Raw genomic sequence first — 26,698 nt, 5'->3', positions numbered from 1 at the left:
ATGCCCGCAAAGCCCTCCGACACCAAGCTCATCGGCCTGTTCCTCGACATGCTCGCAGCGGAACAGGGCGCCGGCCCCAATACGCTCGACGCCTATCGCCGCGACCTCACCGATTTCTCGGAATTTCTGGGCCGCGTCGGCCACAGTTTCGCGGACGCGGAGACGCAGATCCTGCGCGACTACCTCGTCGATCTCGACACCCGCGGCTTCAAATCCACCAGCGTCGCGCGGCGGCTGTCGGCGATGCGGCATCTCTACCGTTTCCTCCTGAACGAGCGCATTCGCGGTGACGATCCGGCGGCGATCCTGTCCGGACCCAAGCGCGGCCGCGGCCTGCCAAAGGTGCTGTCGATCGCCGATGTCGACCGCATGCTCCGCCGCGCCAAGGAATTGAGCGAGGCGGAAGATGCCTCGCCCTCGAAGCGGCTGCGGGCGTTGCGACTCTATTGCCTGCTCGAGGTGCTCTATGCCACGGGCCTGCGCGTCTCCGAGCTGGTGGCGCTGCCGCGCTCGGCGGCCAAGCGCGATGCCCGCATGATCGTGGTGCGCGGCAAGGGCAACAAGGAACGCCTGGTGCCGCTCAACGAGGCCTCGCGGCAGGCGATGGCCGACTATCTCGCCGCGACGGAGACTGCGAAGACGGAGAAGAAGAAGGACAGCCTCGCCGCCTCGAAATGGCTGTTTCCTTCCTTCGGCGAGAGCGGACATCTGACGCGGCAGCATTTCGCCCGCGACTTGAAGGAGCTTGCGGTTGCCTCCGGCCTGCAGGCCCGGCTGGTCTCCCCGCACGTGCTGCGCCACGCCTTCGCCAGCCATTTGCTGCACAACGGCGCGGACTTGCGCATCGTGCAGACCCTGCTTGGACACACCGACATCTCCACGACCCAGATCTACACCCATGTGGTCGAGGAGCGGCTGAAGAGCCTGGTGCGGGATCTGCATCCGCTCGCGGAGAGGTAAACGGGTCTCGTGCCCCGGACGCAGCGCAGCGTTCCCGGCGATGCGAAGCATCGTCCGGTACGGTGCGCCGCAGAGCCGGGGCCCATGCCGCTTGCTGGGTCCCGGCTCAGCGCAGCAGCGCTATAGGGCGCTGCAGCGCGTCCGGGACACGAGCGCTCCAGCCGGGGCAACCCATGAAACCGCCTTGACTTCGGCCACATCTCCGCAGAAAGAGCCGGGGCCTCCCGGATGATTTGGCGGGCTCGCTCGCAGCGCACAAGTCAACCCATTGGAGAAGCTACACTCTTTCCACCCACCCAAATCCGCTTCGCCGCTTCACCCCGTCCCCCTATATTGAGTTGATGCAAGACCAGATGCGCAGCTATCTCGACTTCGAAAAGCCCGTCGCCGAGCTCGACTCCAAGGTCGACGAATTGCGGGCGCTCGCGGCCTCCGGCACCGATATCAGCGACGAGGTCGGGCGGATCGAGGACAAGGCGGCGCAGGCGCTGGCCGACCTCTATACGAACCTGACGCCGTGGCAGAAGACGCTGGTGGCGCGGCATCCGCAGCGGCCGCACTTCAACGACTTCATCAAGGGCCTGATCACCGAGTTCACCCCGCTCGCCGGCGACCGCAAGTTCGGCGAGGACGAGGCGCTGGTCGCCGGTTTCGGCCGCTTCCGCGGCGAGCCGATCTGCGTGATGGGCCAGGAAAAGGGCGATTCCACCGAGAGCCGGATTCGGCACAATTTCGGCATGGCGCGGCCCGAAGGCTATCGCAAATGCGTGCGGCTGATGGAGATGGCCGAGCGGTTCGGCCTGCCGGTGCTGTCGCTCGCCGATTCCGCCGGCGCCTATCCCGGCATCGGCGCGGAAGAGCGGGGACAAGCCGAGGCGATCGCGCGCTCGACCGATGCCTGCCTGGCGCTGACTGTGCCGAACGTCGCCATCATCACCGGCGAGGGCATGTCGGGCGGCGCCATCGCCATCACCACCGCCAACAAGGTGTTGATGCTCGAGCACGCCATCTACAGCGTGATCTCGCCGGAAGCGGCGTCCTCCATCCTCTGGCGCGACGGCACCAAGGCGCAGGAAGCCGCCAACAACATGAAGATCACCGCCCAGGACATGCTCCGCTTCGGGGTGATAGACGCCATCCTGAAGGAGCCGGTCGGCGGCGCCCATCGCGACCCCGCCGCCATGATCGCCACCACGGGCGAGGCCATCGCCAAAGCCTTCGACGAGCTCCGCGGCCTGGACGGGGATGCGATCCGTAAGCAGCGGCGGCAGAAATTCCTCGATATCGGCCGGAAACTGGGCTGATTCCGGCGGGTTTTCGTGTCCCGGACCCGGTGCGGCACGAAGTGACGCTCCGCAGAGCCGGGATCCAGGGGGCCGCACAGCTCGCTCGCAGCCTGGGCCCCGGCTCAGCAGCGCACCGCCAAAGGGGCGCTGCGCTGCGTCCGGGGCACGAGACGGCCCCCCGGTAACCCCGCATTAACCCTTTTTTTGCCCAAATCGGCGATCTGAGTCCCGATGGGGCCCAAAAGCCCAAGTTCCGTCCCAAGTCGCGTCCATTTAGTCTTCGTTGACCATGCCACTGGGCCAACGCCCTCGTGATCCCCGCTCGGGTTGCGACCACATGACCCAGAGGTTAGAATTTTAATCAATGGCTTCAGGGCATAAGCGCTGGGGCGTGAGCTGAAAAAGCCCGTCATGACGGGTCCGGTTTTCCGGTCGGATCATGCGCCAAACGAATTGGGGTTCGCGCTCGCTGCCCGGCACGGTGTGGGGTCCATCTTGATTTCTCGTTCGCTTGCTCGCGCGCTCTTGGCTTCGGTTGCGCTGATGACGGCCGGCGTTCTGCTCGCCGGCTGCGACACCGATCAGGTCTCGCTCGCGACCAACGCCAAGGCCAACCAGCCGGTGCCGCCGAAGCTGATCGCCGCGATGGCCGAGAAGGACATGGACCTGCAATCGCCGATCCTGGTCCGCCTGTTCAAGCAGGAGGCCGAGCTCGAGGTCTGGAAGCAGACCCGCTCGGGCCAGTTCGCGCTGCTCAAGACCTATCCGATCTGCCGCTGGTCCGGTGACCTCGGCCCCAAGGTGCGCGAAGGCGACCGTCAGGCGCCGGAGGGATTCTACTCGATCAATCCGAGCCAGATGAATCCGCAGTCGGCCTATTACCTCTCGTTCAACACGGGTTATCCGAACGCGTTTGACAAGGCTTTGGGCCGCACCGGCTCGCAGCTGATGGTGCATGGCGATTGTTCGTCGCGCGGCTGTTACGCGATGACCGACGAGCAGATCGCGGAGATTTATTCGCTCGGACGCGAATCCTTCTTCGGCGGGCAGAAGGCGTTTCAGCTGCAGGCCTATCCGTTCAAGATGACGCCGGTGAACATGGCCAAGCACCGGAACAATCCGAACATGCCGTTCTGGAAGATGATCAAGGAAGGCTATGATCATTTCGAGGTGACGCGGCAGGAGCCGAAGGTCGATTTCTGCGAGAAGAAGTACGTGTTCGACGCAACGAAGCCGGCCGACGCCAAGCGCGATCCGGTATTCGACGCCTCGGCAAAATGCCCGGCCTATGTGATCCCCGAGGACATCGCCAGCGCCGTGCGCGAGAAGCAGCAGCAGGACGAGACCGTCTACGCCAAGCTCGTCGCCAAGGGCACGCCGGTGGCGCGCATGAACACCGGCATCGACGGCGGCATGAACAAGGTGTTCGCCGCCAAGATTCCGGAAGGCTCGACCGGCCTGTCCGAAGGCGCCGAAGGCACCACGCTGCAGATGCTGGCGATGGCGAAGGCACCCGGCACGATCCCCGGACACGTCAATCCGCCCAAGCCGAATCTCGACGCGGTGGCGTCCGCGCCTGCGCCGCAGGAAGAGCGGGTTGTCGCGGCCAGCGCGCCCGCCGCCAACACGCGCGTCGCGTCGGCCGCTCCGAGCGAGAAGTCGCAAGAGAAATCTCAAGGCGGCTTCTTCTCCAATCTCGGCCGCAAGATGGGCCTCGGCACCGCCGACACCACGGCGACCGCCACGCCTGCGCCGCAGGCGACCGCGTCCGTGGCGCCGGCCCAGACGTCCACGACGCCGCCCACGGCAGCGTCGAGGCTCAAGGCCGCAGTGACTCGCTTCGTGCCGGGCCATGACAAGTCCAAGGACGCCGCGAAGGATACGCCGAAACCGGCTGTCGCTGCCGCCAAGCCGGCTGAGCCGCCGAAGCCGCAGCCCGACACCCGCCTCGCCCAGACCCGCCCGGCGTTGAAGCCGTCGGTGTCGGATGGCGCCGGTGAGAGCGGCCAAATGGCGGGTGCCGCACCTGTGGTCTCGTCGAACTCGTTCGACAGCCGCTTCGGGGCGATGAAGTAAGCCGACGACTTTCGCTCTCACCCCACACTCTGCTGTCATCGCCCGACTTGATCGGCCCTGGATGCCCCGGTCAAGCCGGGGCATGACAGGTGAGTTCGGGGCGACAGCGATGCGCTTCGGCGCCCTACGGCGCCAGATACCGCATCAGCTCCGGGTTGCCCCTCACCTCACCCGCCGCGCCCTGCAGCGCGACGCGGCCGCGATCCAGCACATAGGCGTAGTCGGCAACGCGCAGCGCCAAATCGAGGTGCTGCTCGACGATGATCACGGCGATGGTCTTGGCGAGCTCGATCAGGCGTTCGGTGATCTCCTCGATGACGCCGATCCAGACGCCTTCGGTCGGCTCGTCCAGCAGCAGCAGCTTGGGATCGCCCAGCATGGCGCGGCCGATGGCGAGCATCTTGCGCTCGCCGCCGGAGAGGGTGCCGGCGGGCTGATCGAGGCGCTGGCCGAGTTTGGGGAAGATGGTCAGCACGCGGTCGATCGCGGAGGCATCCTTAGCTGCGAGCGAGCCGACGGCGAGATTGTCGCGGACCGACAGGCGCGCGAACACCGAATGCTCCTGCGGCACGTAGCCGATGCCGGCGCGGACGCGCTCCTGGGTGGCGCGGCGGCTGATGTCGCGGCCGTCGAAGGCGACCTCGCCCTTCCACGCCGGCAGCTCGCCGACGATGGTCTTCATCAACGTGGTCTTGCCGGCGCCGTTGCGGCCGAGCACGGCGACGCCGCCGCGCCAGGGGATGCCGAGGCTGACGTCGAACAGGACCTGGCTGCGGCCATAGCCGGCGTCGAGATGCTTGATGTCCAAAAATTCAGGCACGGCGCAGATAGATCTCCTGGACGGATGTGTTGGCCTGGATCTCGGACACCGTGCCCGATGCCAACACCTTGCCCTGGTCGAGCACGGTGAGGCGATCGCAGATGTCGCGGATGAAATCGAGGTCGTGCTCGACGATGACGAGCGAACAGTGCTTTTTGATCGGCTGCAGCAACTCACCGGTGACGCGGCGTTCCTCCAGGCTCATGCCGCCGGTGGGCTCGTCGAGCAGCAACAGCTTCGGCTTGCCCGCCAGCGCCATCGCGATTTCCAGCCATTGCTGCTGGCCATGCGACAGCGCCGCGGCCGCATCGAAGGCGCGGTTCGCGAGGCGGAACTGCGTCAGCATGGTCATGACCTGGTCGTGCAGCGCACCCCGCGTGCGCGAGAATACGAGGTCGAGCAGCGAGCACTGCGCCTGTAGCGCCAGCAGGATGTTGTCGTAGAGCGTCAGCGACGGCAGCACGGATGTGATCTGGAATTTCAGGCTCATGCCGGCCCGCGCCCGCTCGGTCGGCGTGAATGCGGTAATGTCGGCGTTGACGAAGGAGACCTTTCCTTGCGTCGGCACCTCGGCACCGGCGATGCACTTCATCAGCGTGCTCTTGCCGGAGCCGTTCGGGCCGATCAGGCCATGAAACTCGTTCTCGCCGACGGTGAGTGCCGCGCCATCGAGCGCGGTGAGCTTGCCGAAGACCTTCTTGATGCCGGCGGCTTCAAGGAGCGGCATTGCGCTTCTCCTTCGGTTTCGCACCGAAGCTGCCGACGCGTTCACGCTCGCCGAGGACAAAACTGATCAGGCCGAGCGGCCGGAACAGGATCACGAGCAGCAGCAGCAAGCCCAAAATGATCGGCCAGACGTCGCGATAATTGTCCGACAGCCAGAAGCTGACGCCCTCGACGATGACAGTGCCGATGACGGCGCCGATCAGCGTGCCGGAGCCGCCGAACAGCACGTAGAGCACGACCTGCGTGGAGACCACGACGCCGACCATGTTGGGCCAGACGAAACCTTCGTGGAACGCGTAGAGGCTGCCGGCAAGGCCGGCGACGGCGCCGCCGATGGTGAAGATGATCGCTTTCAGGTGCTGCGCCTTGTAGCCGAAGAAGGCGATGCGCTGCTCGTTCTCGCGCAGGCCGGCGAGCGCGAGGCCGAATTGCGAGCGCACCAGGAAGCGGCAGAGCAGGTAAACCACCACGAGAATGCCGAGCACGAGATAGTAGAAGGCGGGGCCTTCCGTGAATTCGTAAGTACCGAGCGACATCGGTGCGATCGAGGGAATGCCGTTCTGGCCGCCGAGATAATACCAGCCGCGCGCGAGGCGGTCGGCGGCGTAGGAGCCGGTGAGCGTGCCGAGCGAGACAAAGATCACGCTGGAGGGATGCCGGCCCAGCAGCAGGAAGCCGCCGAGCAAGAGTGCGAAGGTGAGGCCGATCAGCGTGCCCGCTGGCAGCACCAGGACAATGTTGGTGATGTCGAGGTCGCGCGCGAGCAGTGCCACGCCATAGCCGGCCGAGCCGAAGAACAGGGCCTGGCCAAAGCTCATGATGCCGGCATAGCCCCAGACCAGGTCGAACGACAGCGCGAACAGCGCGAGGATGATCACGCGGGTCGCGAACACGGTCAGATAGTCCTGCAGCACCAGCGGCGCGAGCAGCGCCGCGACCAGCACGACGCCCTCGACGATCGGCAGGATTTTTCGTGCCGTCCCTCGTTCTGCCGGCGCGTGATCGATGACCGGAACGTCCATCTCGTCCCCGACTTCGACCTGGACGGCTTGCTTAGCTGCACCCATAGATTTCAGCATTCCGAGTTGAGGCATCGAGAGGGTCGGTTCGCTTCACCTCTCCCCGTCGGGGAGAGGTGAGGATTCAGCATTCCTTGGGATCGACGAGGCCGTTGCTGCGTGCGACGATCTCGTAATTGCCGCCCTTGGCGACGGCGGTGTACATCTTCATCTTGCAGTGCCGCTTGCCCGGGACCATCTCGGCGGGGCCGCCGGGACCTTCGGCGATCTTGGCATGGTCGAGCGCGGCCGCCACCGACTCGCGGTCGATCTTGCCGGCTTCCTTCACTGCGGCTTCCCACAGCTTCAGGCCGCGATAGGTGCCGGTCGCGGCGCTGCCGGCGGCGAACAGGAAGTTGCCCGGAAAATCCTTCTCATAGGCCGCCTGGATTTTTGCGTCGAACGGGTTCTCCTTGGTCAGCACCTTGAAATAGTCGAGGCAGCTGGCGAGGCCCTCGATCTCCGCGGCCTGATTGATGTTGAGCGTGTTCTCGTCATAGTAGACGCAGGCGAGCCGCCCGCCGTTCTTGAGGAAGCCGGCTTCATAGAGCTGCTTGAAGAACGGGCCGACGCCCGGCGGAATGACGGTGTTGAAGACGACGTCGACCTTGTTGGAGACGATGCGGTTGACGGTCGCGGAAAAGTCGACCTGGTCGAGCGGGTAGTATTCCTCGAACACGACCTCGCCGCCATTGGATTCGATCACCTTGCGGGCATAGACGTTGAGCGTGTGCGGCCAGACATAGTTCGCGCTCGGCAGCGCGAACTTCTTGCCGCCGTTCTTGATCAGCCAGGGGATGAACTCATCGCACTGTTGCGCCGGCGTCGGGCCGGTGCAGAACAGATAGGGCGTGCACTCCTTGCCTTCATAGAGCTGCGGATAGATGTAGAGCGTCTTGCCGCGCGCCACGATCGGGTCCTTGATCGCGTTGCGCATCGACGAGGTGATGCCGCCCAGCACCATGTCGACCTTGTCGCGCTGAATCAGTTTTCGCACGTTGCCAACGGCCACGGATTCGTTGGACGCGGTATCCTCGATGTAGAGCTCGAGCGGACGGCCGAGCAGGCCGCCGGCCGCGTTGATCTCCTTGATCACCATCTTGGCGACGTTGGCGTCGGCATTGCCGGCATAGGCGATCGGGCCGGTGAGGTCGGTGGCGATGCCGACCTTGATCGGGGCCTCGGCCGCATTGGCCCAGGGCGCCGGGATCACCCAGCTGCCGACACCGGTTGCGACTGCGCCGGACGCGAAAGCGAAATTGGACAGGAAGCGGCGCCGTGAAAGCTGAGTGCGATCGAACATGTGACTAAACCCCTTTTCCAGCGATGAGGCCCTGCGGGCGGAATTTGATGAAGACAATGGCGAGAACGAAGACGAGCACGTCGGCGACGACGGGCGCCATCACCCAGGGCAGCGCGGCGCTGAGCGTGCCGATGACGCCGGCGCCAGCGACCGGACCGATGAAGGAGCCGACGCCACCGACCATGACCGCGACAAAACCCTGGATCAGGAAGCGCAGGCCGAGATCGGCGAACAGGCTGAACACCGGCACGATCAGCGCGCCGGCAAGGCCGGCGAGCGCGGCACCGAAGGCAAAGGTGGCGCCGTAGATCAGCGGCGTCGAGATGCCCGAAGCGCGCGCCAGCGACGGATTTTCCAGCGTCGCGCGGACGCGCAGGCCGAAGCTCGTGCGCGACAGCAGCAGATAGCAGCCGCCCATCACCAGCAGGGTGATGACGATGATGGTGAAGCGCCAGGCCGAGATGTGCATGGCGCCAATGTCGATCGAGCCGCCGATCGGCTCCGGCACGGTGAGATAGAAGCCGCCGATCAGGCCGCGCACGGATTCGCGGATGATCAGGCCGAGCGCATAGGTGCCGAGCATGGCGACGATCGGTGCGGCGTAGAATCTTCGGATGATCAGCGCCTCCAGCACGAAGCCGAGCGCGCCGACGACGAAGGGCGCCGCGACCATGCCGGCCCAGATCGGCATTCCCTTGGCATAGGCGAGATAGGTGATGTAGGCCCCGAGCAGGACGAACTCGCCCTGCGCGAAGTTGAAGATGCCCATCATGCTGGCGATGATCCCGAGCCCCAGCACGATCAGGACGATGATCGCGCCGAAGCTCAGGATCTCGAACGCCGCGACGAACGCGTTAGCCATGCGTTGCGATCCACCCCGCCTGCATCGGTCGACCTCTCACATCTTCTTCCAGTCGCCGATCTGCTCGAAGGCGTGCGCGGCGCGGTAGATGGTGGATTCCTCGAACATGCGGCCGACCAGCATCAGGCCGACCGGCAGGCCGTCGACCATGCCGCAGGGCAGCGACATCGCGGGATGATGCGTGATGTCGAACGGCGCGGTGTTGGAGATCATCTCGAGCGCGCGAGCAACGTATTCCTCGCGGCTGGCATTGGGCTCCGGCAGCTTGGTCGCCTTCATCGGCGTCGTCGGCAGCAAGAGCAGATCGTAATCCTCGAGTGCCTTGTCGTAGGCCGCAGTCAGCCGGCGCGAGATGTTGAGCGCCTTGCCGTAGAAGCGTGGACCGAAATTGTTGTTGATGTAGGTGCCCAGCATCATGAACAGCTTCGTGGTCTCGGACAGCGAATCGGCCTGCCGGCGCCAGCCGCGATGGAAATCCATCAGCGAGGTCGAATAGAGATCGCCGCGGCTGAGGCCGTAGCCGTCGCCGAACATCATGGTCTGGGTCAGGCCTTCGGTGCCGATCGGGGTCCAGATCGCGCCGCCCAGCAGGTGCATCGGGATCGAGACGGTCTCAACCGTGGCACCCAGATCCCTAAAGCGCTTGGCGGCCTCGCGCACGCTTTCATTCACCGCGGCCTCTGCGACCGGCTGCTCAAAACCTTCCTTGAGGATGCCGATCTTCATGCCCTTGACGCCCTGGCCGAGCGCCTTGGTGTATTCCTCGACCTTCGGCGCCTTGATGCGCGAATCGTAGCCGTCGTCGCCGGCGAGCACTTCGAGCAGCAGCGCATTGTCGGCGACCGTCGCGGTCATCGGACCGGTATGGTCGACATAGATCTCGATCGGCATGATCCCGGTATAGGGCACGAGGCCCCAGGTCGGCTTCATGCCGTAGATGCCGCAGAACGAGGACGGCATGCGGATCGAGCCGCCCTGATCGCCGCCGATCGCCATGTCGACCTCGCCGAGCGCGACCACGACGCCCGATCCCGACGACGAGCCGCCGGCCGAGTAACCCATCTTGTGCGGATTGTGCACCGGCCCGTAGGAGCCGGTGTGGCTGCCGCCGGACAGGCAGAAGTGCTCGCAATGGGTTTTGCCGGCGATCTCTGCGCCGGCGTCCAGCATGCGCGTGACGATGGTGGCGTCGAAATCGGGCACATAGCCTTCCAGCGTCGACGAGCCGTTGGTCATGGGCACGCCGGCCAGCATGATGTTGTCCTTGAGCGCGACGGTCTTGCCCTTGAGCTTGCCGCTGGCGGCGCCTTTCACGGTCGACTTGCGATACCAGGCATTGCGCGGGTTCTCTTCGGCCGAGGGCCGATAGCCCGGCGTGCGCGGATATTTCACCTCCGGCACCTCATCCGGCATCGCGGCAACGAGATTGTAGGCTTCGATCGAGCCTTGCATCAGGCCGCGGAACGAGGCGACGTCGTCGTCGGACAGCGAAAGGCCGCACTGCTCGGCGACGCTGCGAAGTTGGGCGGGCGTTGGAAGGACAACTGTCACGGCGCTCTCCTTGAAGGCTTCTTGATCCCTGGCGTTGAACGGAAGCCTCTCGCTCGCGCCTGCGCGGCGCGGGCCAATCGGCTTCGTGTCGTTACTAGAGACGGAAATATTTTCCTTTTCAAGTATTATTTCGCGCGATCGGTGCGGCGTGTCGGCAGCCGTCCCTCAGAGCGTTTTGATGATCCTGAAGTCGAGACCGTCGGCTTCAGCGAGATACATCGGCATCTCGGCGCGGCCATCGCGAAGCGTCACGGGACCGCGGCCCGCCGAGTAGACGGTGTTGCGGGCGGCCTTCAGCAGCGGACGAAAGGCCAGCGAGCCGGCGCGGTTGGCCACGGCCTCCAGGAAGCGCAGCCCCTCATAGTTCGACTGGCCGACGGAGCCGACCGGCGGCGCGTTGGCACCGAACATGGAATGATAGGCACTGAGGAACTCGTCATTGGCACGCGAGACCAGGCCGTTGAAGTAGCCGGAGGCGCAGAACAGATTCTCGGTGTTGTCGGCGCCGATACCGAGCAGCACGGTCTCGTCCATCGCACCGGCAAGCCGCAGCGTCGAGGGGGCAAGCCCCGCTTCCGCGAAGGCGCGGTTGAAGGTGATGCTGTCGGTGCCGATCAGCGAGATCAGCACCACGTCCGGCTTGGCGGCGCGGATGCGCGCCAGATGCGGCTCGTGATTGTCCTCGCCGACCGGGACGAACTCCTCGCCGACGACCTGGCCGCCCGCCTCCTTGATGTAGCGCTTCACCGCGCGATGCGACTGCCAGGGCCAGACGTAATCGCTGCCGATCAGGTACCAGCGCGCGGCCTTCTTGACCTCCGCCAGCCAATGGATCGACGGCCGGCTCTGCCAGCGCGGCGTCTCGCCGATCGCCATGACGCCCGGCGTGCGCTCGCCGCCTTCATAGACCGGGGTGTAGATATAGGGGATGCGATTGCCGGTGACCTTGCGCAGCGCGACCCGGACCGCGCTGATATGCGAGCCCATGATGAGGTCGACCTCGTCGAAAGCGATCGCCTGCTCGGCGCGGCGCACCACCTCGTCGATCGGGCCGCCGGAATCGTAGATCGACAGCTCGAGCTCGCGACCCAGAATGCCGCCGCGCTTGTTGATCTCGGCGACCGCCAGCATCGCGCTGTTGGTGGAGGTCGGGCCCCAGATCCCGGGCGAGCCGGTGAAGGTGAGGAAATTGCCGATGCGCAGCTTGTTGCGCGCGCCGCGCCGCTTCATGAAATGCGCATCGACCGGAGACAGGTCGAAATCCGCCGCCGATGACGACAAATTCCTGAACAGCAAAGACGGCGGCAACGCCGGGCCGCCGTGAGCCGGGAAGTTTACCGTCGCGCGCACGCCAACTCCTGTCTGGGACCAGACCTGAAAGCACATTGAGCAGGCGGCCGCGGCTTCCGCCCTTTTGTTGGGCAATGATCCTATTTTGAAAATATTGAATATTCAAGAATTGAAGTGCATATAGATGCAGCATTGATTGCAAGACATTCACTCAATTGGGTCAAGACGAAGTCTTAGCCGTGGCAAAACCGCCGAAAGAAAACTCCCCGATCACCGAACACCTCGCCTACCTGCTCGCGCAAGCCAACCGGGAGATCAACCGGCAGCTCGAACTGCGGTTGAGCAAGGAGGGCGTGCCGGTCGAGCAATGGCGCATCTTGAAAGTGCTGTCGGATGGCAACGGCCATTCGATGGGCGAGCTTGCGGACGCGGTGCTGCTCAATCATCCGACGCTGACCAAGATGATCGACCGCATGGTCTCCGATACGCTGGTCTATCGCGTGCAGGACCCGAACGATCGCCGCAAGGTGCTGATGTTCATCTCCGACCGCGGCAAGGTGCTGTGCAAGAAGCTCAACTCGCTCGCGGTGGACCAGGAGGAGCACATCCTGGAAAGCTACGGCGACAAGTCGACGAGCGAATTGAAGCGGCTGCTGGAGAGCTTGATCGACAGCTCGAATTGAGCTGCGCACTCTCTCAACACGTCGCCCCGGACAAGCGCGCGCAGATCCGGGATCCATAACCACAGGAAGACGTTTGGCGAAGACTGGTCGTTACCCGTTCTCGCGCGGTACGACGACCACGCGCCGTCGATAGATTCCGCGGTATGGGTCCCTGCGTTCGCAGGGACGACGGCTTGGAAAGTCTCGCGCCACACACAACTGTCATCGCCCGATTTAATCGGGCGATCCAGTATTCCAGAGGCGGATGTGATTGAGCCGAGGAGCCGCGGCGTACTGGGTCGCCCGGTCGAGCCCGGCGACGACAGCGGATGATGAGGCGCGAGAATCGCGCCTCACACGCGCACGGCAGCGAAACTGGCCGCTACGCGTACCGACCGTGGCAGTGCTTGTACTTCTTGCCGCTACCGCACGGGCAATCCTCGTTGCGGCCGACCTTGCCCCAGCTGGCCGGGTTCTTCGGATCGCGCAATGCCGCGTCGGTGTGCTGCGGGGCCAGCGTGACGCTGGCGAGCGCCATTTCGTCCTCGCCGGTGTTCGGGTCGAACTTGTGCGCTTCCATCGCCGGCAGGATGGGGGCTTCCTGCTCTGGCGGGACGATCTCGACGCGCATCAGCTGCGCCGTGACGGCCTCGCGCAGATGGGCACTCATCTCCTGGAAGAGATTGAACGCTTCGGTCTTGTATTCCTGCAGGGGATCGCGCTGGCCGTAGCCGCGCAGGCCGATGACCTGGCGCAGATGGTCGAGCATGATCAGGTGCTCGCGCCAGAGATGGTCGAGCGTCTGCAAGAGGATGGTCTTCTCGACGTAACGCATCACGTCGGGGCCCCATTGCGCGACCTTGGCGGCCATGTGCTCGTCGGCCTTGGTCTCGATGCGCGTCAGCAGCTCCTCGTCGGCGATGCCCTCTTCCCTGGCCCATTCGTCGACCGGCAGGTCGAGATCGAGCACGCGCTTCAACTCGTCCTTGAGCCCGGCGACGTCCCACTGCTCGGCATAGGCATGCTCGGGCACGTGCTTGACGACGAGGTCGTCGATGAAGGCGTGGCGCATGTCGGCGACGGTCTCGGCGACGCTCTCGTCCTTCATCAGTTCGACGCGCTGATCGAAGATCACCTTGCGCTGGTCGTTCTGGACGTTGTCGAACTTGAGGAGGTTCTTGCGGATGTCGAAGTTGCGCGCCTCGACCTTCTGCTGCGCCTTCTCCAGCGCCTTGTTGATCCAGGGATGGATGATGGCCTCGCCCTCTTGCAGGCCGAGACGCTGAAGCATGCTGTCGAGGCGGTCCGAGCCGAAGATGCGCATCAGGTCGTCTTCCAGCGACAGGAAGAATTTCGAGCGGCCGGGGTCGCCCTGACGGCCGGAACGGCCGCGCAGCTGGTTGTCGATACGGCGGGATTCGTGACGCTCGGAGCCGATGATGTAGAGGCCGCCGGGCTTGTTCACGGTCTTGGCGGGCTTGGATCCCTTCGCCGGCTCGACCTCGACGGTCTCCTCGGCCTTCAGCACGATGTCGCGGAAATGCTCGATGTCGGCCTTGATCTGCTCGATCTTCGTCGCCTTCTCGGCTTCATCGGTGATCCCGGCAGTCTCCTGCTGGATGCGCATCTCTAGCGAGCCGCCGAGCTTGATGTCGGTGCCGCGGCCGGCCATGTTGGTGGCGATCGTGATCGCGCCGGGCACGCCGGCTTCGGCGACGATATAGGCTTCCTGCTCGTGGAAGCGCGCATTCAGCACCGCGAACAGCTTGGCCGGCTTGCCGGCACGGGCGGCGGCATAGAGCTTGTCCAGCGCGCTCTCCTTGCCGAAGTCGATCTGCTTGTAGCCGTTCTTCTTGAGGAATTCGGCCAGCACTTCCGATTTCTCGATCGAGGCGGTGCCGACCAGCACCGGCTGCAGCCGCGCATTGGCACGCTCGATCTCGGCGAGGATGGCCTGATATTTTTCCTTCTGGGTGCGATAGACCTCGTCGTCCTCGTCGAGACGGGCGATCGGCAGGTTGGTCGGGATCTCCACGACCTCGAGCTTGTAGATGTCGAACAATTCGTCCGCTTCGGTCGCGGCGGTGCCGGTCATGCCCGCCAGCTTCTCGTACATGCGGAAGTAGTTCTGGAAGGTGATCGAGGCCAGCGTCTGGTTCTCGGGCTGAACCTGGACGTGCTCCTTGGCCTCCAGCGCCTGGTGCAGGCCTTCCGAATAACGGCGGCCCGGCATCATGCGTCCCGTGAACTCGTCGATGATGACGACCTCGTTGTCGCGGACGATGTAGTCCTTGTCGCGCGTGAACAGCGTGTGGGCGCGCAGCGCCTGATTGATGTGATGCACGACGGAGACGTTCTCGACGTCGTAGAGCGACTCGCCCTTGAGCTGGCCGGCATCGCGCAGCAGCGTCTCGATCTTCTCCATGCCGGCTTCGGTCAGCGTCACCGTGCGCTGCTTCTCGTCGACCTCGTAGTCGGACTTGTCGAGCTTGGGCAGGAAGCCGTCGATGGTGTTGTAGAAATCGGAGCGGTCGTCGAGCGGACCGGAGATGATCAGCGGCGTGCGCGCTTCGTCGATCAGGATGGAGTCGACCTCGTCGACGATGGCGAAGAAGTGCGGCCGCTGGACCATGTCCTCGAGCCGGTACTTCATGTTGTCGCGAAGATAGTCGAAACCGTATTCGTTGTTGGTGCCGTAGGTGATGTCGCAGGCATAGGCAGCCTTGCGCTCGGCATCGTCGAGGCCGTGCACAATCACGCCGGTGGTCATGCCGAGGAAGCCGTAGATCTGGCCCATCCAGCCGGAGTCGCGGCGGGCGAGATAGTCGTTGACGGTGACGACGTGCACGCCCTTGCCGGCGAGCGCGTTGAGGTAGACCGCGAGCGTTGCGACCAGCGTCTTGCCTTCGCCGGTCTTCATCTCGGCGATGTCGCCCTCGTGCAGCACCATGCCGCCGATCAGCTGAACGTCGAAATGGCGCTGGCCGAGCGTGCGCTTGGCCGCCTCGCGCACGGTGGCGAAGGCGGGGACGAGGAGGTCGTCGAGCGTCTTGCCGTTCGCAAGCTGCTGCCTGAATTCCGCGGTGCGGGCCTTGAGCGCCTCGTCGGAGAGCTTCGAGACCTCTGGCTCCAGCGCGTTGATCGCGTTGACGCGGGACTGATATCCCTTCACCCGCCGGTCGTTGGCGGAGCCGAAAAACTTGCGGGCGAGCGCGCCGATCATGCCTAGTTCCTGTGTTCGCGATTTAACCGCGTTGCAGCCAAGAAGTTGTCACCCGCTTGCCTATTCAACTCACCGTGACGCTTCGCGGCGTCAGAGCCCGGACTGCGGGGATCATCCGCCATATGGGTGGGAATTGGGCAAGTCTGGGTTCAACGGCCAAAAACGCAGCAAAATAAACGCCATCGCCATGGTCGCGACCGGGCAGAGATATGGCCCGGTCAGGGCCTTGTCAACGGCGGGCGCATTGCGGCTAATTCATCATTTTGACAGACTTTTCGCGTTGCCAAGCCCCCCTGAATTGGGCGAGTGTCCGCCCCGCTCGAGCAGCCCCCTGCTTCAACATAAGGATTTTCCATGACCACCTCGTTCCCGGTAACCACCGGCCAGCGCTTTCGCCATGCGTCCGCCCTGGCTGGCAGCCTCGCTCTGGCGCTGTCCCTGGCGTTCGCGGGCCCGCTCCGGGCCGCCGATGATCCGGTGCTGGCGAAGGTCAATGGCGCGGAGATCAAGAAGAGCGACGTCACCATGGCCGAGGAGGAACTCGGGCCGAGCCTCGCCCAGATGGACCCGGCGACCAAGGACGAGAACGTCCTGTCCTTCCTGATCGACATGAAGATCGTCAGCAAGGCTGCCGAAGACAAGAAGCTCGCCGACAGCGAGGAGTTCAAGAAGCGCCTGGCGTTCGCCCGCAACCGGCTTCTGATGGACAGCCTGCTCGCCAATGAGGGCAAGGCCGCCACCACGCCGGACGCCATGAAGAAGGTCTATGAAGAGGCCTCCAAGCAGATCACCGGCGAGCAGGAGGGGCGTGCCCGCCACATCCTGGTCGAGACCGAGGACGAGGCCAAGGCGGTGAAGGCCGAGCTCGACAAGGGCGCCGATTTCGCCGAGCTCGCCAAGAAGAAGTCCAAGGACCCCGGCTCCGCCGATGGCGGCGACCTCGGCTTCTTCACCAAGGAGCAGATGGTGCCGGAGTTCTCGGCCGTCGCTTTTGCGCTCGAGCCCGGCAAGATCTCCGATCCCGTGAAGTCGCAGTTCGGCTGGCACATCATCAAGGTCGAGGAAAAGCGCAACCGCAAGGCGCCCGATTTCGAGCAGGTCAAGGCCCAGATCGAGCAATACGTGACCCGCAAGGCCCAGGCCGAGTATGTCGCCAAGCTGCGCACCGAAGCCAAGGTCGAGCGGCTGGACCAGCCGGCGGCGGATGCCTCCAAGGACGCCAAGTCCGATGCGAAGCCGTCCGACAGCAAGATGGCCCCGCCGGCGAAGAAGTAAGAATTCGCTGTCACTTCGGTGACGCCAAGAGTATCTAAACCTTCGTGATGCCCGGCCCTAAGCGCGAAGCGCGTCTTCGCATGATGGGGCCGGGCATCTGCTTGTCCAGATCCCACGAAGGCGCCCCGCGATGTCCTCAGCCGTCTCCCCGCTCGCTCCGAAAACCGTTCCCGACATGCCCGTGATCGCGGGCGTCCGCCTTGCGACGGCCGAAGCCGGCATCCGCTACAAGAACCGCACCGACGTGCTGCTGGCGGTGATGGACAAGGGCACCGCGGTCGCCGGCGTCTTCACCAAGTCGAAATGTCCCTCAGCCCCGGTTGAATGGTGCCGCGCCAAGCTGAAGGGCGGCAAGGCGCGCGCGCTCGTGGTCAATTCCGGCAATGCCAATGCCTTCACCGGCAAGACCGGCCGCGCCTCCACCGCGCTGACCGCGAAGATCGCGGCCAAGGCGGTCGGCTGCAGCGAGAGCGAGATCTTCCTGGCCTCGCCCGGCGTGATCGGCGAGCCGCTGGACGCGACCAAGTTCGACGGCGTGCTCGGCCGCCTCGCCGAAGCTGCCGAGCCCGGCGATTATCTCGCCGCGGCCAAGGCGATCATGACCACCGACACGTTCCCGAAGGTCGCGACCGCCACCGTCAAGCTCGGCAAGGCCAAGGTCACCATCAACGGCATGGCCAAGGGCGCCGGCATGATCGCCCCCGACATGGCGACCATGCTGTCCTTCATCTTCACCGACGCACCGATCGCGCCCGCCGCGCTGCAGGCCCTGCTCAAGAGCGGCGTCGAGGACACGTTCAACGCGGTGACGATCGACGGCGATACGTCGACATCGGACACGTTGCTGGCCTTCGCGACCGGCGCTGCGGCCGAGCACGGCGCACCAAAGATCGGCCGCGCCAGCGATCCACGCCTGAAGGCCTTCGTCAAAGCTTTCAACCAGGTGCTTGCGAACCTCGCCGAGCAGGTGGCCCGTGACGGCGAAGGCGCGCGCAAGCTGGTCGAGATCACCGTCGAGGGCGCCAAGACCAAGGCCTCGGCGCGCAAGATCGCGATGTCGATCGCGAACTCGCCGCTGGTCAAGACCGCGATCGCCGGCGAGGACGCCAATTGGGGCCGCGTGGTGATGGCGGTCGGCAAGGCCGGCGAGCCGGCCGATCGCGACAAGCTTTCGATCTCGTTCAACGGCATCCGCGTCGCCAGGAGCGGCGCGCGCGACCCCGACTATGACGAAGCGCAGGTATCGGAGGCGATGAAGGCGCCGGAGATCGCGATCAAGGTCTCGCTCGGCCTCGGCAAAGGCCGCGACCGCGTCATGACCTGCGACCTCACCAAGGAATACGTCGCGATCAACGGGGATTACAGGTCGTAGCTTTTGCTACTCCCTCCCCGCCATCCCCGCGCAATGGCGAAGCCATTGTCGCTGGAGGCGCGAGACACGTGGCGCAAATGCGACGCGGGGCGAGCCTCGAAGGATGCACGGCCACCGCTGCCACCGCGCGGAACGAGCCGGGCCGTCGCCCTTCGAGGGCCGCTGAAGAAGCGGCCACCTCAGGGTGACGGGGAACGAAGGTCGTTACCAGCTCACCCCGAGATGCGCGCGTCGGCGACCGCCTTCCTGAACAGCGCGTTCATGGCGTCCGCGATGCCTTGCGTCGGACTGACCTCGAAATACAGCCCGGGCGAAGCGCAGCTCTGCATGTTCTTTGCGATCTCGCTGTTCGGCGAAGGTCCATACGGACCTTTATTGAACGGATCGATCCATTTCATGTACCAGGCGTTGGTGGGCAGTGCGAGGTACGTCGTGTACAGCACGGCGATCTTGACGCCCCGATCCGTTATCTTCTTGCAAAGCGCAGGGTTGAGCGGCGACTGGCAACGCGTGGTGCCCGAGAGCGGTTTCAGGCATCCGGTGTTGCTCTCGTCAGCGACCCCATCGGACACGAAGAATAGATATTTGAGCGGACTGGACGACGTGCCGCCTCCGGGTGAACTGATCTCCTTGTCGATCGCAGGAATTACCGCGGTGAATGCCGTGTCCTGATCGTTATTCTCGTTCTGCCCGTTCACCGACATCAGGTCGATCTTGCCGGCCGCCGTCTTGGCGCTGGAGAGAGAGGCCGACAACGAGAACAGACTGCGCAGGCCGAGCGTGCTTGCGGAGCCGCCGAAATCATAGATCGCCATTCTGAACTGGTTTGAATAGGTTTCAGTCAGGCTCGCGGTCTCCATCAGCGACGCCGTCGCGCTCCGAAGCACGTCGATCCGCGTCGTCACGCCGAGCTTCTTGGCAAGGTCGTAGTAGTTGTTCGTGTTCTTGAGATCGTGGCAGGCGAAAGCGCACTTGTCCGAGGTGTTGTTGACCATGGTCTGCACGTCGGTCGGCGTCGCACCGACGCCCATCGACGGCGAATTGTCGAGCAGCAGATAGAAGTCGATATAGAGCGGCATGCTGGCCGTCGCCTTCGACGTGCCACTCAACGTCAGCGCGGACTTGCCGATCAGGCCGAGAAACATGGTGTTCATGGTTGCGGTGAACGAAACCGTCGAGGTGACGGTCGAGCCGGACTTGACCACGGTCGGCGCGAGGCTGGTCAGCGTGTAACCGGTCAGATTGGCGCGGTTGGCATTGAAGATGTTCTCGGCATCTGTGACGCCGACCGAAATCGAGCCGTCCGCAGTCATGTTGCCGGCGGCCTTGAAGGCCGGCGAAGCCTTGGCGATCGAGCCGACACTGGCGGCATCGGCCGCAGCCTGAAGCTTGGACCGGGTCAGCGTCGCGCGCGAATAATCGATGGCGCAACCGATCGCGCTGATCAGGGGGACGCAGGCGAGTGCGAAAATCACCGCGATATTGCCACGCCGGTCGTGGACGAAGCGGCGGAGAATGATGGAAAACGCAGCGCGCATGGATCGGCCTGGAGTGGTTTAAGGAGTTCCCACTCTAGGAACCGCGGATTAAATATGACTTATGGAGACCGTAGAAACACTGGCGACAACGGGGTTAACAAACCGTTGCGCACGATCTTCAGCGAGCGACAGACACGCATGGCCGATCTCAAACTGACACTGGTGGTGGCCTGCGCGCTGGTCGACGCCGACAAGCGCGTCCTGATCGCGCAGCGCCCCGAGGGCAAGGCGCTGGCGGGCCTGTGGGAATTCCCGGGCGGCAAGCTCGAAATGGGCGAGCGGCCGGAGCAGAGCCTGATCCGCGAGCTCCACGAGGAGCTCGGCATCACCGTCGCCGAGCCGTGCCTCGCGCCGCTGACCTTCGCCAGCTACGGTTACGAGACCTTTCACCTGCTGATGCCGCTCTACATCTGCCGGCGCTGGGAAGGCCTGGTCACGCCGCGCGAGGGCCAGAGCCTCGCCTGGGTCCGCGCCAACAAGCTGCGCGACTATCCGATGCCGCCCGCGGACATTCCGCTGATCCCGCATTTGATCGATCTGCTGATGTGACGATGCCTTGCCCCGGACGCGGCGCAGCGCTTCTTCAGCGGTGCGCCGCTGAGCCGGGGCCCACGCTAGCGGCAGACTGGGTCCCGGCTCAGCGCAGCAGCGTAAGAACGCTGCAGCGCGTCCGGGACACAGACTACTCCTTCCCCGCCTTCTTCACCGCCTCCGCCAGGCTCGCCTTGGCCGACCCTGGCTTCAGCGGCTGCTGCTGGCTCGCATGCGGCGCCCAGCCGGAGAGCCAGATAATGTCGAAGGTCGCACGGATGCGACCGTCGGCATCGGCAAAGCGCTCGGCATAGATTTCAGCCATCCGCAGCAGCGTCGCGCGGCGCGTCGGCGTGCGCCGCCGCTCGATCAGCACATTGGTCGCGCCCATGCGGCGGAGATCCTGCATCAACGCGAACGCGTTGCCATAGCGCACCACGACGCGGTCGACGTCGGTCACCGGCAGCGCGAAGCCGGCCCGTTGCAACAGCGCGCCGATGTCGCGCAAATCGGCGACCGGCGCCACGCGCGGCGACACGCCGCCCTCGCATTCGGCTTCCGCTGCTGCAAAGGCCTGCCGCAGCTCGGTCAGGCTGTCGCCGCCGATCATCGCGGCGAGCAGCAGCCCGTCCGGCTTCAGTGCCCGGCGGATCTGCGCCAACACGCCCGGCAGATCGTTGACGAATTGCAGCGCCAGCGCCGAGACGACGAGGTCGAGGCTCTCAGGCGCGACAGGCAATTTTTCCGCGCCGGCCGCATCAATCGCGATGCGCGCGATCGATGGAAGCCGCGCGTGTAGGATGTTGAGACCTTCGCCGGGCGTCCAGAGATCAGCCGGCGCGTGAAACTCACGCATCACTGCGGCCAGCCGGTCTGACATGTCCTCGGCGACCCGATCGAGCAGGAAGCTCACGGCACCTTGCGCCTGCGCACGCCGCTGCCGTGCGCGCAGCAAGGCACGATCGAACAAGGCGGGCGGGGTTTGTGGGTTCTGGGCCATGCCGCTGGTTACGCCGATCATGCCGGCCATGGCAATCACTCTCGTGTCCCGGACGCGCTGCAGCGCTCTTGCGCTGCTGCGCAGAGCCGGGACCCAGGCATCTGCGCATGCGGCTCTCTGGGCCCCGGCTCAGCAGCGAACCGCTACGCGGCGCGCTGCGTCCGGGGCACGAGAGTTGCGGCTTGAGCCGATAAGCACTGAACGCTAGCCTCTTCTCATGGAAGCCGACACTGCCCCCACCCGTTCCATCGCCGCACCGCTGCGGGCCGCGTGGACGGCTGGCCGCCGCGTGCTGTCGCGCGCAGCACGGCTCGCGCTCGACATCGCACTGCCGACACAGTGCGTATCCTGTCACGAGCCGGTGGACGGCGAGGGCGTTTGCGCTTCGTGCTGGGCGCGGCTGTCGTTCATTGAACGGCCCTACTGCCCGCGGCTCGGCATCCCCTTCGTTTATGACCCCGGCCCCGACATGCTGTCGATGGAGGCGATCGCGAGCCCGCCGGCCTACCAGCGCGCCCGCGCAGCGGTACGTTACGACGATGTGGCGCGCACGCTGGTCCATGCGCTGAAGTACCAGGACCGCACCGATCTGGCGCCGGCCATGGGCCGCTGGATGGCGCGCGCCGGCGGCGAGCTGCTGACGGGTGCCGACATGCTGGTGCCGGTGCCCCTGCAATGGCGGCGGGCCTGGCGGCGCCGCTACAACCAGTCCGGAGCGCTGGCGCGCATCATCGAACGGCAGAGCGGGGTCCGGGCGCGGGGCGACGTGCTGCGGCGGGTCCGTGCCACCGAGCAGCAGATCGGCCTGTCGCGGGCCCAGCGCGCCACCAATGTGCAGGGCGCATTCCAGGTATCTCCCGACCGTCAAGCCGAGGTCCAGGGCCGCCGCGTCGTCCTGATTGACGACGTGCTGACCTCAGGTGCGACATTGGATGCCTGCGCGCGCGCCCTGCTGCGCGCCAAGGCAGCCCAGGTCGACGTGCTGGTGTTCGCCCGGGTTGTGGAGATCAGGTGAAGTCCCATATAATTCAATGAATTCATGACATGAGAGCGCCAGACGAGATGACTGCTGCTGTCGAGATCTACACCCGGCCGGGCTGCGGCTATTGTTCCGCCGCCAAGTCGCTGCTGACCCGGAAGAAGGCGACCTTCACCGAATTCGATATCGCCAAGAACCCGTCCTGGCGCCAGGACATGTACGGCCGCGCCGGCCAAGGCTCGACGTTCCCGCAGATCTGGATCGGCGGCACCCATGTCGGCGGCTGCGACGAGCTCTATGCGCTCGATCGCGACGGCAAGCTCGACGGCATGCTCGAAAGCATCAAGGCAGTGTCATGAGCGAGAATCGCACCTTCACCGCCGCCATGGTGCAAATGCGCACCGGCCTGATGCCCGGCCCGAGCCTCGAACAGGCAACGCGGCTGATCCGGCAGGCTGCGGCCAATGGCGCCGACTACGTGCAGACGCCCGAAGTCAGCAACATGATGCAGCTGAACCGCAAGGCATTGTTCGAGCATCTGCAGAGCGAAGAGGACGACACCTCGCTGACGGCCTACCGGGCGCTCGCGGCGGAGCTGAAGATTCACCTCCACGTCGGCTCGCTGGCGCTGCGCTTCTCGCCGGAGAAGGCGGTCAACCGCTCCTTCCTGATCGGGCCCGAGGGCAATGTGCTCGCGAGCTACGACAAGATCCACATGTTCGACATCGAGCTGCCGGACGGCGAGAGCTATCGCGAATCCGCCAATTACCAGCCGGGCGAGACCGCCGTGATCTCGGATCTGCCCTGGGGCCGCGTGGGCTTAACGATCTGCTACGACGTACGCTTCCCGGCGCTGTACCGTGCGCTCGCCGAGAGCGGCGCCTCTTTCATCACGGTGCCGTCGGCCTTCACCCGCAAGACCGGGGAAGCGCATTGGCACGTGCTGCTGCGTGCACGCGCGATCGAGACCGGCTGCTTCGTCTTCGCAGCAGCCCAGGCCGGCCTGCACGAGAACAAGCGCGAGACCTATGGCCACTCGCTGATCATCGATCCCTGGGGCGAGATCCTCGCTGAGGGCGATGTTGAGCCCGGCATCATCATGGCCAAGATTGACCCGGCCAAGGTTGAGACGGCGCGCCGTGCGATTCCCTCGCTCCAGCACGGCCGCCGTTTCGGCGTCTCCGATCCCAAGGCAGGACCGGACCATTTGCACCTCGTGCGGGGATCAGCATGATCCGCTACGCACTGCACTGCGACCGCAACCACGCCTTCGAGAGCTGGTTTCAGAGTTCGTCGGCCTATGATTCGCAGGTGAAGCGCAAGCTCGTGACCTGCCCGATCTGCGGCTCGGCCAAGGTCGACAAGGCGATCATGGCGCCGCGCATCGTCGGCAAGAAGGGGCGCGCGACGCCGCCGCCGGAGCCCACAGCGACCGCCACGTCTGCGCCCGAGACTGCGCCGTCCGGACCGACCTCGCTGCTGATGGCGCAGGAGCGCGAGCTGCGCGCCAAGCTGAAGGAATTGCGCGATCACATCGTCAAGAACGCCGACAATGTCGGCGACCGTTTTCCCAACGAAGCCCGCGCCATGCACTACGGCGACAAGGAGCACCGTCCGATCTACGGCGAGGCCTCGCCGGAAGAGGCGAAATCGCTGATCGACGAAGGCATCGAGGTCTCGCCGCTGCCGACGCTGCCGGAAGACCGGAACTAGGCCCCCACCAGCACCGCCACGCCGACCACGATCAGCGCAATGCCTGCAAGCTCGCGCGGCGCGATCGGCTGCTTGAACGAGTAGTAGGCGACGGCTTGCGCGAACAGCACCTCGATCAGGGCCAGCGTGCGGACATTGGCCGCCGCCGTCAGCGCGAACGCAAGGAACCAGAACTGCGAGGCGAAGGCGCCGGTGAAGCCCGCGAGCATCGACGGCCGCCACAGTCCGAGGATTCCTCGCAACACGTCTGGCGCGCGCCAGAGCAGGTAGATGGTCAGCACCAGCGTCTGCACGAACAGGCCGAGCACCAGCGTGAACGATGCTGAGGTCACGAAGGATACGCCGGGCACATTGATGATGGCGCCGCGGAATCCCACCGCAGAGAGCGCGAAGGCCGCCGCGGCGACGAGACCGGTGATGGTCGGCTTCAATTCCGCAAAGCTCTTCTCGCCGCCCGGCCGGAGTGCAGTGATGACGACGCCGATGGTGGCGATCACGATCGCAAGCACCTTCAGCCAGGTCAGGTGATCGCCGAGGAAGACGAAGCCGAAGATCGCGGTCTGAATCGCCTCGGTCTTCAGGTAAGCCGTCGTCACCACGAACGAGCGGTCGTTCATCGCAAGCAGCATCAGGCCCGTGGCGACGATCTGGCTGAGCGCGCCCAATAGCAGCCACGGCCAGAACACAGTCGGCGGCATGCTGAGATGATCGCCGGTCGCGAGCAGCACCAGCCCCAAGAACAGCAGCGAGAATGGAAAGCCGAACAGGAAGCGGATATTGGTCGCGCCCCAGGTCCCCAGCGGCTTCGTCAACGACCGCTGCATCGCATTGCGCACGACTTGGCCGAGCGCAGCAATGATGGTGAAGGGAATCCAGAGGCTGGCGATGGTGAACATGGGGAGTGGATTGGGAAGCGAGGGCTGAAGATTGCAGCCAACCTGCCGCTGCCGACGGAGGAGGTCAATCACGCGGATGTCATGGGTGCGATGCTCTCGCAACAAACTCCGCTGTCGTCCCTACGAACGCAGGGACCCATAACCCCAGGGAGCAGTTATGCGAAGACCGTCAACCCGCGCATCCAACACCCTTCGCCACCGATAGATTCCGCGGTATGGGTCCCTGCGTTCGCAGGGACGACAGCGTTCTTGGAGGAACGGCTCGTGCCATATCCGCCCCCTCACACCATCGCTTCCGCCACCACCATGTAGTTCACGTCCATATCTGACGAGAGCGACCATTTGTCGGCGAAGGGTGAGTAGACGACGCCGGTCTGCTCGGTGATGACGAGGCGGTTGTCGAGCAGATACTTGGTCAACTCGTCGGGGGTGACGAACTTGTTCCATTCGTGGGTGCCGCGCGGCAGCCAGCGCAGCACGTATTCGGCACCGACGATGGCGAGGGCGAAGCTCTTCCAGTTGCGGTTCAGCGTCGAGACCACCATCAGGCCGTTCGGCTTCAGCATCGAGGCGCAGCGCTTCAGGAAGACGCCGACGTCGGTGACGTGCTCGACCACCTCCATCGCCAGCACGATGTCGAAGCGCTCGCGCGGGTCGATCTCCTCCACCGTGGAGCAGCGATAGTCGATCGCCAGATGGCTCTTGTCGGCATGCAACTTCGCCGCGGCGATGTTGCTCACCGAGGGATCGATGCCGATGACTTGAGCCCCCAGGCGCGACAACGGCTCACAGAGCAGGCCGGCGCCGCAGCCGATGTCGAGCACGCGCAAGGACCCGAGGCAATTGAGGCTGCGGACGTTGCGCTCGAACTTGCGGCAGGCGGCGTCGCGGATGTAGCCGAGCCGCAGCGGGTTGATCCGGTGCAGCGGCGCCATCTTGCCCTTGGGGTCCCACCACTCCGCCGAGAGCTTTGAAAATTTCGCGATCTCGGCGGCGTCGACGGTCGAGCCCGGCTGGGCGGAGAGGGAAGTATTTTGCTGCATGCTCATGGTTACGCGCGGTCCTACCGCGTGGTGATCGAACTACGGAAAGCGAGCGGCGAGGCGATCGTCTTGATCGTCTCGATCCCCTCGCCGACGCCGCGAATCGTCACGTCGCCGTAGTTGAGAATACGTCCAAGAATGGTCTGGTCGACATCGACGCTTTCGACCTTGTCCAGCGCCATCTCGAAGGTTCGGCGCTTGATGAAACCGGTCTTGTGCACGACCCTGAGGTTGGTGACGTCGGTCTCGGTGGTGAAGCGATGGAACCAGCCCTTGATGGTCCAGTACAAGGCCGCCAGAGCCACGAGACCAGCGGCAACGAGGCAAAGCAAAACGAGCCCGTCGGCCGTGGCCTGCCGCGACAGGATGAAAAGCGCCAGCGCCACGATCCAGGCCACAATGGCCGGAAAGTAGAAGATCCAGTGCGCATTGGTCGAATACAGCACCCGCTCGCCCGGTTGCAGGATCTCGTCGATATAGCGCGCCATGACCTCGGTTAACCCACTACCCCCGCGCCCTGCCCCCGCAGGAACC

The 26,698-nt window shown here is 64.8% G+C and carries 24 protein-coding genes; 11 read left to right on the top strand and 13 right to left on the bottom strand.

The window, feature by feature from the left end:
- From xerD to CVM73_RS31530, 3 genes are all read left to right on the top strand, one after another.
- Positions 1-960 (top strand): site-specific tyrosine recombinase XerD, encoded by a 960-nt coding sequence (gene xerD / locus CVM73_RS31540; RefSeq protein WP_100235678.1) that lies wholly within the window; start codon positions 1-3, stop codon positions 958-960.
- Between the two features lie 341 nt (positions 961-1,301).
- Positions 1,302-2,264: an acetyl-CoA carboxylase carboxyltransferase subunit alpha gene (locus tag CVM73_RS31535; RefSeq protein ID WP_100235677.1), complete on the top strand. Its 963-nt coding sequence runs from the start codon at positions 1,302-1,304 to the stop codon at positions 2,262-2,264.
- Between the two features lie 525 nt (positions 2,265-2,789).
- Positions 2,790-4,322, top strand: a complete 1,533-nt coding sequence (locus CVM73_RS31530; RefSeq protein ID WP_245452485.1) for a L,D-transpeptidase family protein — start codon at positions 2,790-2,792, stop codon at positions 4,320-4,322.
- A 124-nt stretch (positions 4,323-4,446) separates the two neighbouring features.
- On the opposite strand, the gene CVM73_RS31525 is transcribed toward CVM73_RS31530, so the two are convergent.
- The 7 genes from CVM73_RS31525 to CVM73_RS31495 form a co-directional block, all read right to left on the bottom strand.
- The gene (locus tag CVM73_RS31525; protein WP_100235675.1) at positions 4,447-5,142 is read right to left on the bottom strand and encodes a branched-chain amino acid ABC transporter ATP-binding protein; all 696 of its coding nucleotides are present in this window, start codon (positions 5,140-5,142) and stop codon (positions 4,447-4,449) included.
- Positions 5,135-5,869 (bottom strand): ABC transporter ATP-binding protein, encoded by a 735-nt coding sequence (locus CVM73_RS31520; RefSeq protein WP_100235674.1) that lies wholly within the window; start codon positions 5,867-5,869, stop codon positions 5,135-5,137. Before CVM73_RS31520 ends, CVM73_RS31525 begins: the two co-directional genes overlap by 8 nt.
- A complete protein-coding gene (locus tag CVM73_RS31515; protein ID WP_100235673.1) occupies positions 5,856-6,947 on the bottom strand; it encodes a branched-chain amino acid ABC transporter permease in 1,092 nt (363 codons plus the stop codon). Before CVM73_RS31515 ends, CVM73_RS31520 begins: the two co-directional genes overlap by 14 nt.
- Positions 6,948-7,011: 64 nt before the next feature.
- Entirely contained in the window at positions 7,012-8,229 is a 1,218-nt protein-coding gene (locus tag CVM73_RS31510) for a substrate-binding protein (RefSeq protein ID WP_100235672.1), read from the bottom strand.
- Between the two features lie 4 nt (positions 8,230-8,233).
- Positions 8,234-9,091, bottom strand: coding sequence for a branched-chain amino acid ABC transporter permease (locus CVM73_RS31505; RefSeq protein WP_100235671.1), 858 nt, complete (start codon positions 9,089-9,091; stop codon positions 8,234-8,236).
- A 36-nt stretch (positions 9,092-9,127) separates the two neighbouring features.
- Positions 9,128-10,642, bottom strand: coding sequence for an amidase (locus tag CVM73_RS31500; RefSeq protein WP_100235670.1), 1,515 nt, complete (start codon positions 10,640-10,642; stop codon positions 9,128-9,130).
- Between the two features lie 165 nt (positions 10,643-10,807).
- Positions 10,808-11,992 carry a substrate-binding domain-containing protein gene (locus CVM73_RS31495; protein WP_167407161.1) on the bottom strand — a complete coding sequence of 395 codons (1,185 nt, stop codon included), beginning with the start codon at positions 11,990-11,992 and terminating at the stop codon, positions 10,808-10,810.
- A 179-nt stretch (positions 11,993-12,171) separates the two neighbouring features.
- Between CVM73_RS31495 and CVM73_RS31490 the strand changes: the two genes are divergently transcribed.
- Positions 12,172-12,615: a MarR family winged helix-turn-helix transcriptional regulator gene (locus tag CVM73_RS31490; RefSeq protein ID WP_100235669.1), complete on the top strand. Its 444-nt coding sequence runs from the start codon at positions 12,172-12,174 to the stop codon at positions 12,613-12,615.
- A gap of 361 nt (positions 12,616-12,976) precedes the next feature.
- Here the strand turns inward: CVM73_RS31490 and secA are convergent, their stop codons facing one another.
- Positions 12,977-15,817, bottom strand: coding sequence for a preprotein translocase subunit SecA (secA, locus tag CVM73_RS31485; RefSeq protein ID WP_100235668.1), 2,841 nt, complete (start codon positions 15,815-15,817; stop codon positions 12,977-12,979).
- A 354-nt stretch (positions 15,818-16,171) separates the two neighbouring features.
- On the opposite strand from secA, the gene CVM73_RS31480 reads away from it, so the two are divergent.
- Together CVM73_RS31480 and argJ are read left to right on the top strand one after the other, a co-directional pair.
- Positions 16,172-17,092 (top strand): peptidylprolyl isomerase, encoded by a 921-nt coding sequence (locus tag CVM73_RS31480; protein WP_100235667.1) that lies wholly within the window; start codon positions 16,172-16,174, stop codon positions 17,090-17,092.
- 130 nt (positions 17,093-17,222) lie between these two features.
- Positions 17,223-18,464, top strand: coding sequence for a bifunctional glutamate N-acetyltransferase/amino-acid acetyltransferase ArgJ (gene argJ / locus CVM73_RS31475; RefSeq protein ID WP_100235666.1), 1,242 nt, complete (start codon positions 17,223-17,225; stop codon positions 18,462-18,464).
- A 212-nt stretch (positions 18,465-18,676) separates the two neighbouring features.
- Here argJ and CVM73_RS31470 read toward each other — a convergent pair whose 3' ends face one another.
- A complete protein-coding gene (locus tag CVM73_RS31470) occupies positions 18,677-20,002 on the bottom strand; it encodes a TadE/TadG family type IV pilus assembly protein (RefSeq protein ID WP_100235665.1) in 1,326 nt (441 codons plus the stop codon).
- 138 nt (positions 20,003-20,140) lie between these two features.
- Here CVM73_RS31470 and CVM73_RS31465 point away from each other — a divergent pair, with 138 nt between their 5' ends.
- Complete coding sequence (locus CVM73_RS31465; RefSeq protein ID WP_100235664.1) at positions 20,141-20,551, top strand: (deoxy)nucleoside triphosphate pyrophosphohydrolase; 411 nt, start codon at positions 20,141-20,143, stop codon at positions 20,549-20,551.
- 133 nt (positions 20,552-20,684) lie between these two features.
- Here CVM73_RS31465 and CVM73_RS31460 read toward each other — a convergent pair whose 3' ends face one another.
- Positions 20,685-21,554, bottom strand: a complete 870-nt coding sequence (locus CVM73_RS31460; protein ID WP_167407168.1) for a methyltransferase domain-containing protein — start codon at positions 21,552-21,554, stop codon at positions 20,685-20,687.
- A 196-nt stretch (positions 21,555-21,750) separates the two neighbouring features.
- On the opposite strand from CVM73_RS31460, the gene CVM73_RS31455 reads away from it, so the two are divergent.
- From CVM73_RS31455 to CVM73_RS31440, 4 genes are read left to right on the top strand one after another with little or no spacing between them, the layout of a single operon-like run.
- The gene (locus tag CVM73_RS31455) at positions 21,751-22,548 is read left to right on the top strand and encodes a ComF family protein (RefSeq protein ID WP_100235662.1); all 798 of its coding nucleotides are present in this window, start codon (positions 21,751-21,753) and stop codon (positions 22,546-22,548) included.
- Positions 22,549-22,595: 47 nt separating this feature from the next.
- Entirely contained in the window at positions 22,596-22,871 is a 276-nt protein-coding gene (gene grxC, locus CVM73_RS31450) for a glutaredoxin 3 (RefSeq protein ID WP_100235661.1), read from the top strand.
- The gene (locus CVM73_RS31445; RefSeq protein ID WP_100235660.1) at positions 22,868-23,746 is read left to right on the top strand and encodes a carbon-nitrogen hydrolase family protein; all 879 of its coding nucleotides are present in this window, start codon (positions 22,868-22,870) and stop codon (positions 23,744-23,746) included. The genes grxC and CVM73_RS31445 overlap by 4 nt, the downstream gene beginning before the upstream one ends.
- The gene (locus CVM73_RS31440) at positions 23,743-24,225 is read left to right on the top strand and encodes a DUF1178 family protein (RefSeq protein WP_100235659.1); all 483 of its coding nucleotides are present in this window, start codon (positions 23,743-23,745) and stop codon (positions 24,223-24,225) included. Before CVM73_RS31445 ends, CVM73_RS31440 begins: the two co-directional genes overlap by 4 nt.
- Here the strand turns inward: CVM73_RS31440 and CVM73_RS31435 are convergent.
- The 3 genes from CVM73_RS31435 to CVM73_RS31425 form a co-directional block, all read right to left on the bottom strand.
- Positions 24,222-25,121, bottom strand: coding sequence for an EamA family transporter (locus CVM73_RS31435; RefSeq protein ID WP_100235658.1), 900 nt, complete (start codon positions 25,119-25,121; stop codon positions 24,222-24,224). The two genes, CVM73_RS31440 and CVM73_RS31435, sit on opposite strands and share 4 nt — an antisense overlap.
- Positions 25,122-25,402: 281 nt before the next feature.
- Entirely contained in the window at positions 25,403-26,170 is a 768-nt protein-coding gene (ubiG, locus tag CVM73_RS31430; RefSeq protein WP_167407160.1) for a bifunctional 2-polyprenyl-6-hydroxyphenol methylase/3-demethylubiquinol 3-O-methyltransferase UbiG, read from the bottom strand.
- 14 nt (positions 26,171-26,184) lie between these two features.
- The gene (locus CVM73_RS31425) at positions 26,185-26,652 is read right to left on the bottom strand and encodes a PH domain-containing protein (RefSeq protein ID WP_100235657.1); all 468 of its coding nucleotides are present in this window, start codon (positions 26,650-26,652) and stop codon (positions 26,185-26,187) included.
- Positions 26,653-26,698 lie beyond the last annotated feature (46 nt).

Source organism: Bradyrhizobium forestalis, from assembly GCF_002795245.1.
GTDB classification, from domain to species: Bacteria; Pseudomonadota; Alphaproteobacteria; order Rhizobiales; family Xanthobacteraceae; genus Bradyrhizobium; species Bradyrhizobium forestalis.
This window is presented reverse-complemented; position numbering and strand designations above follow the sequence as displayed.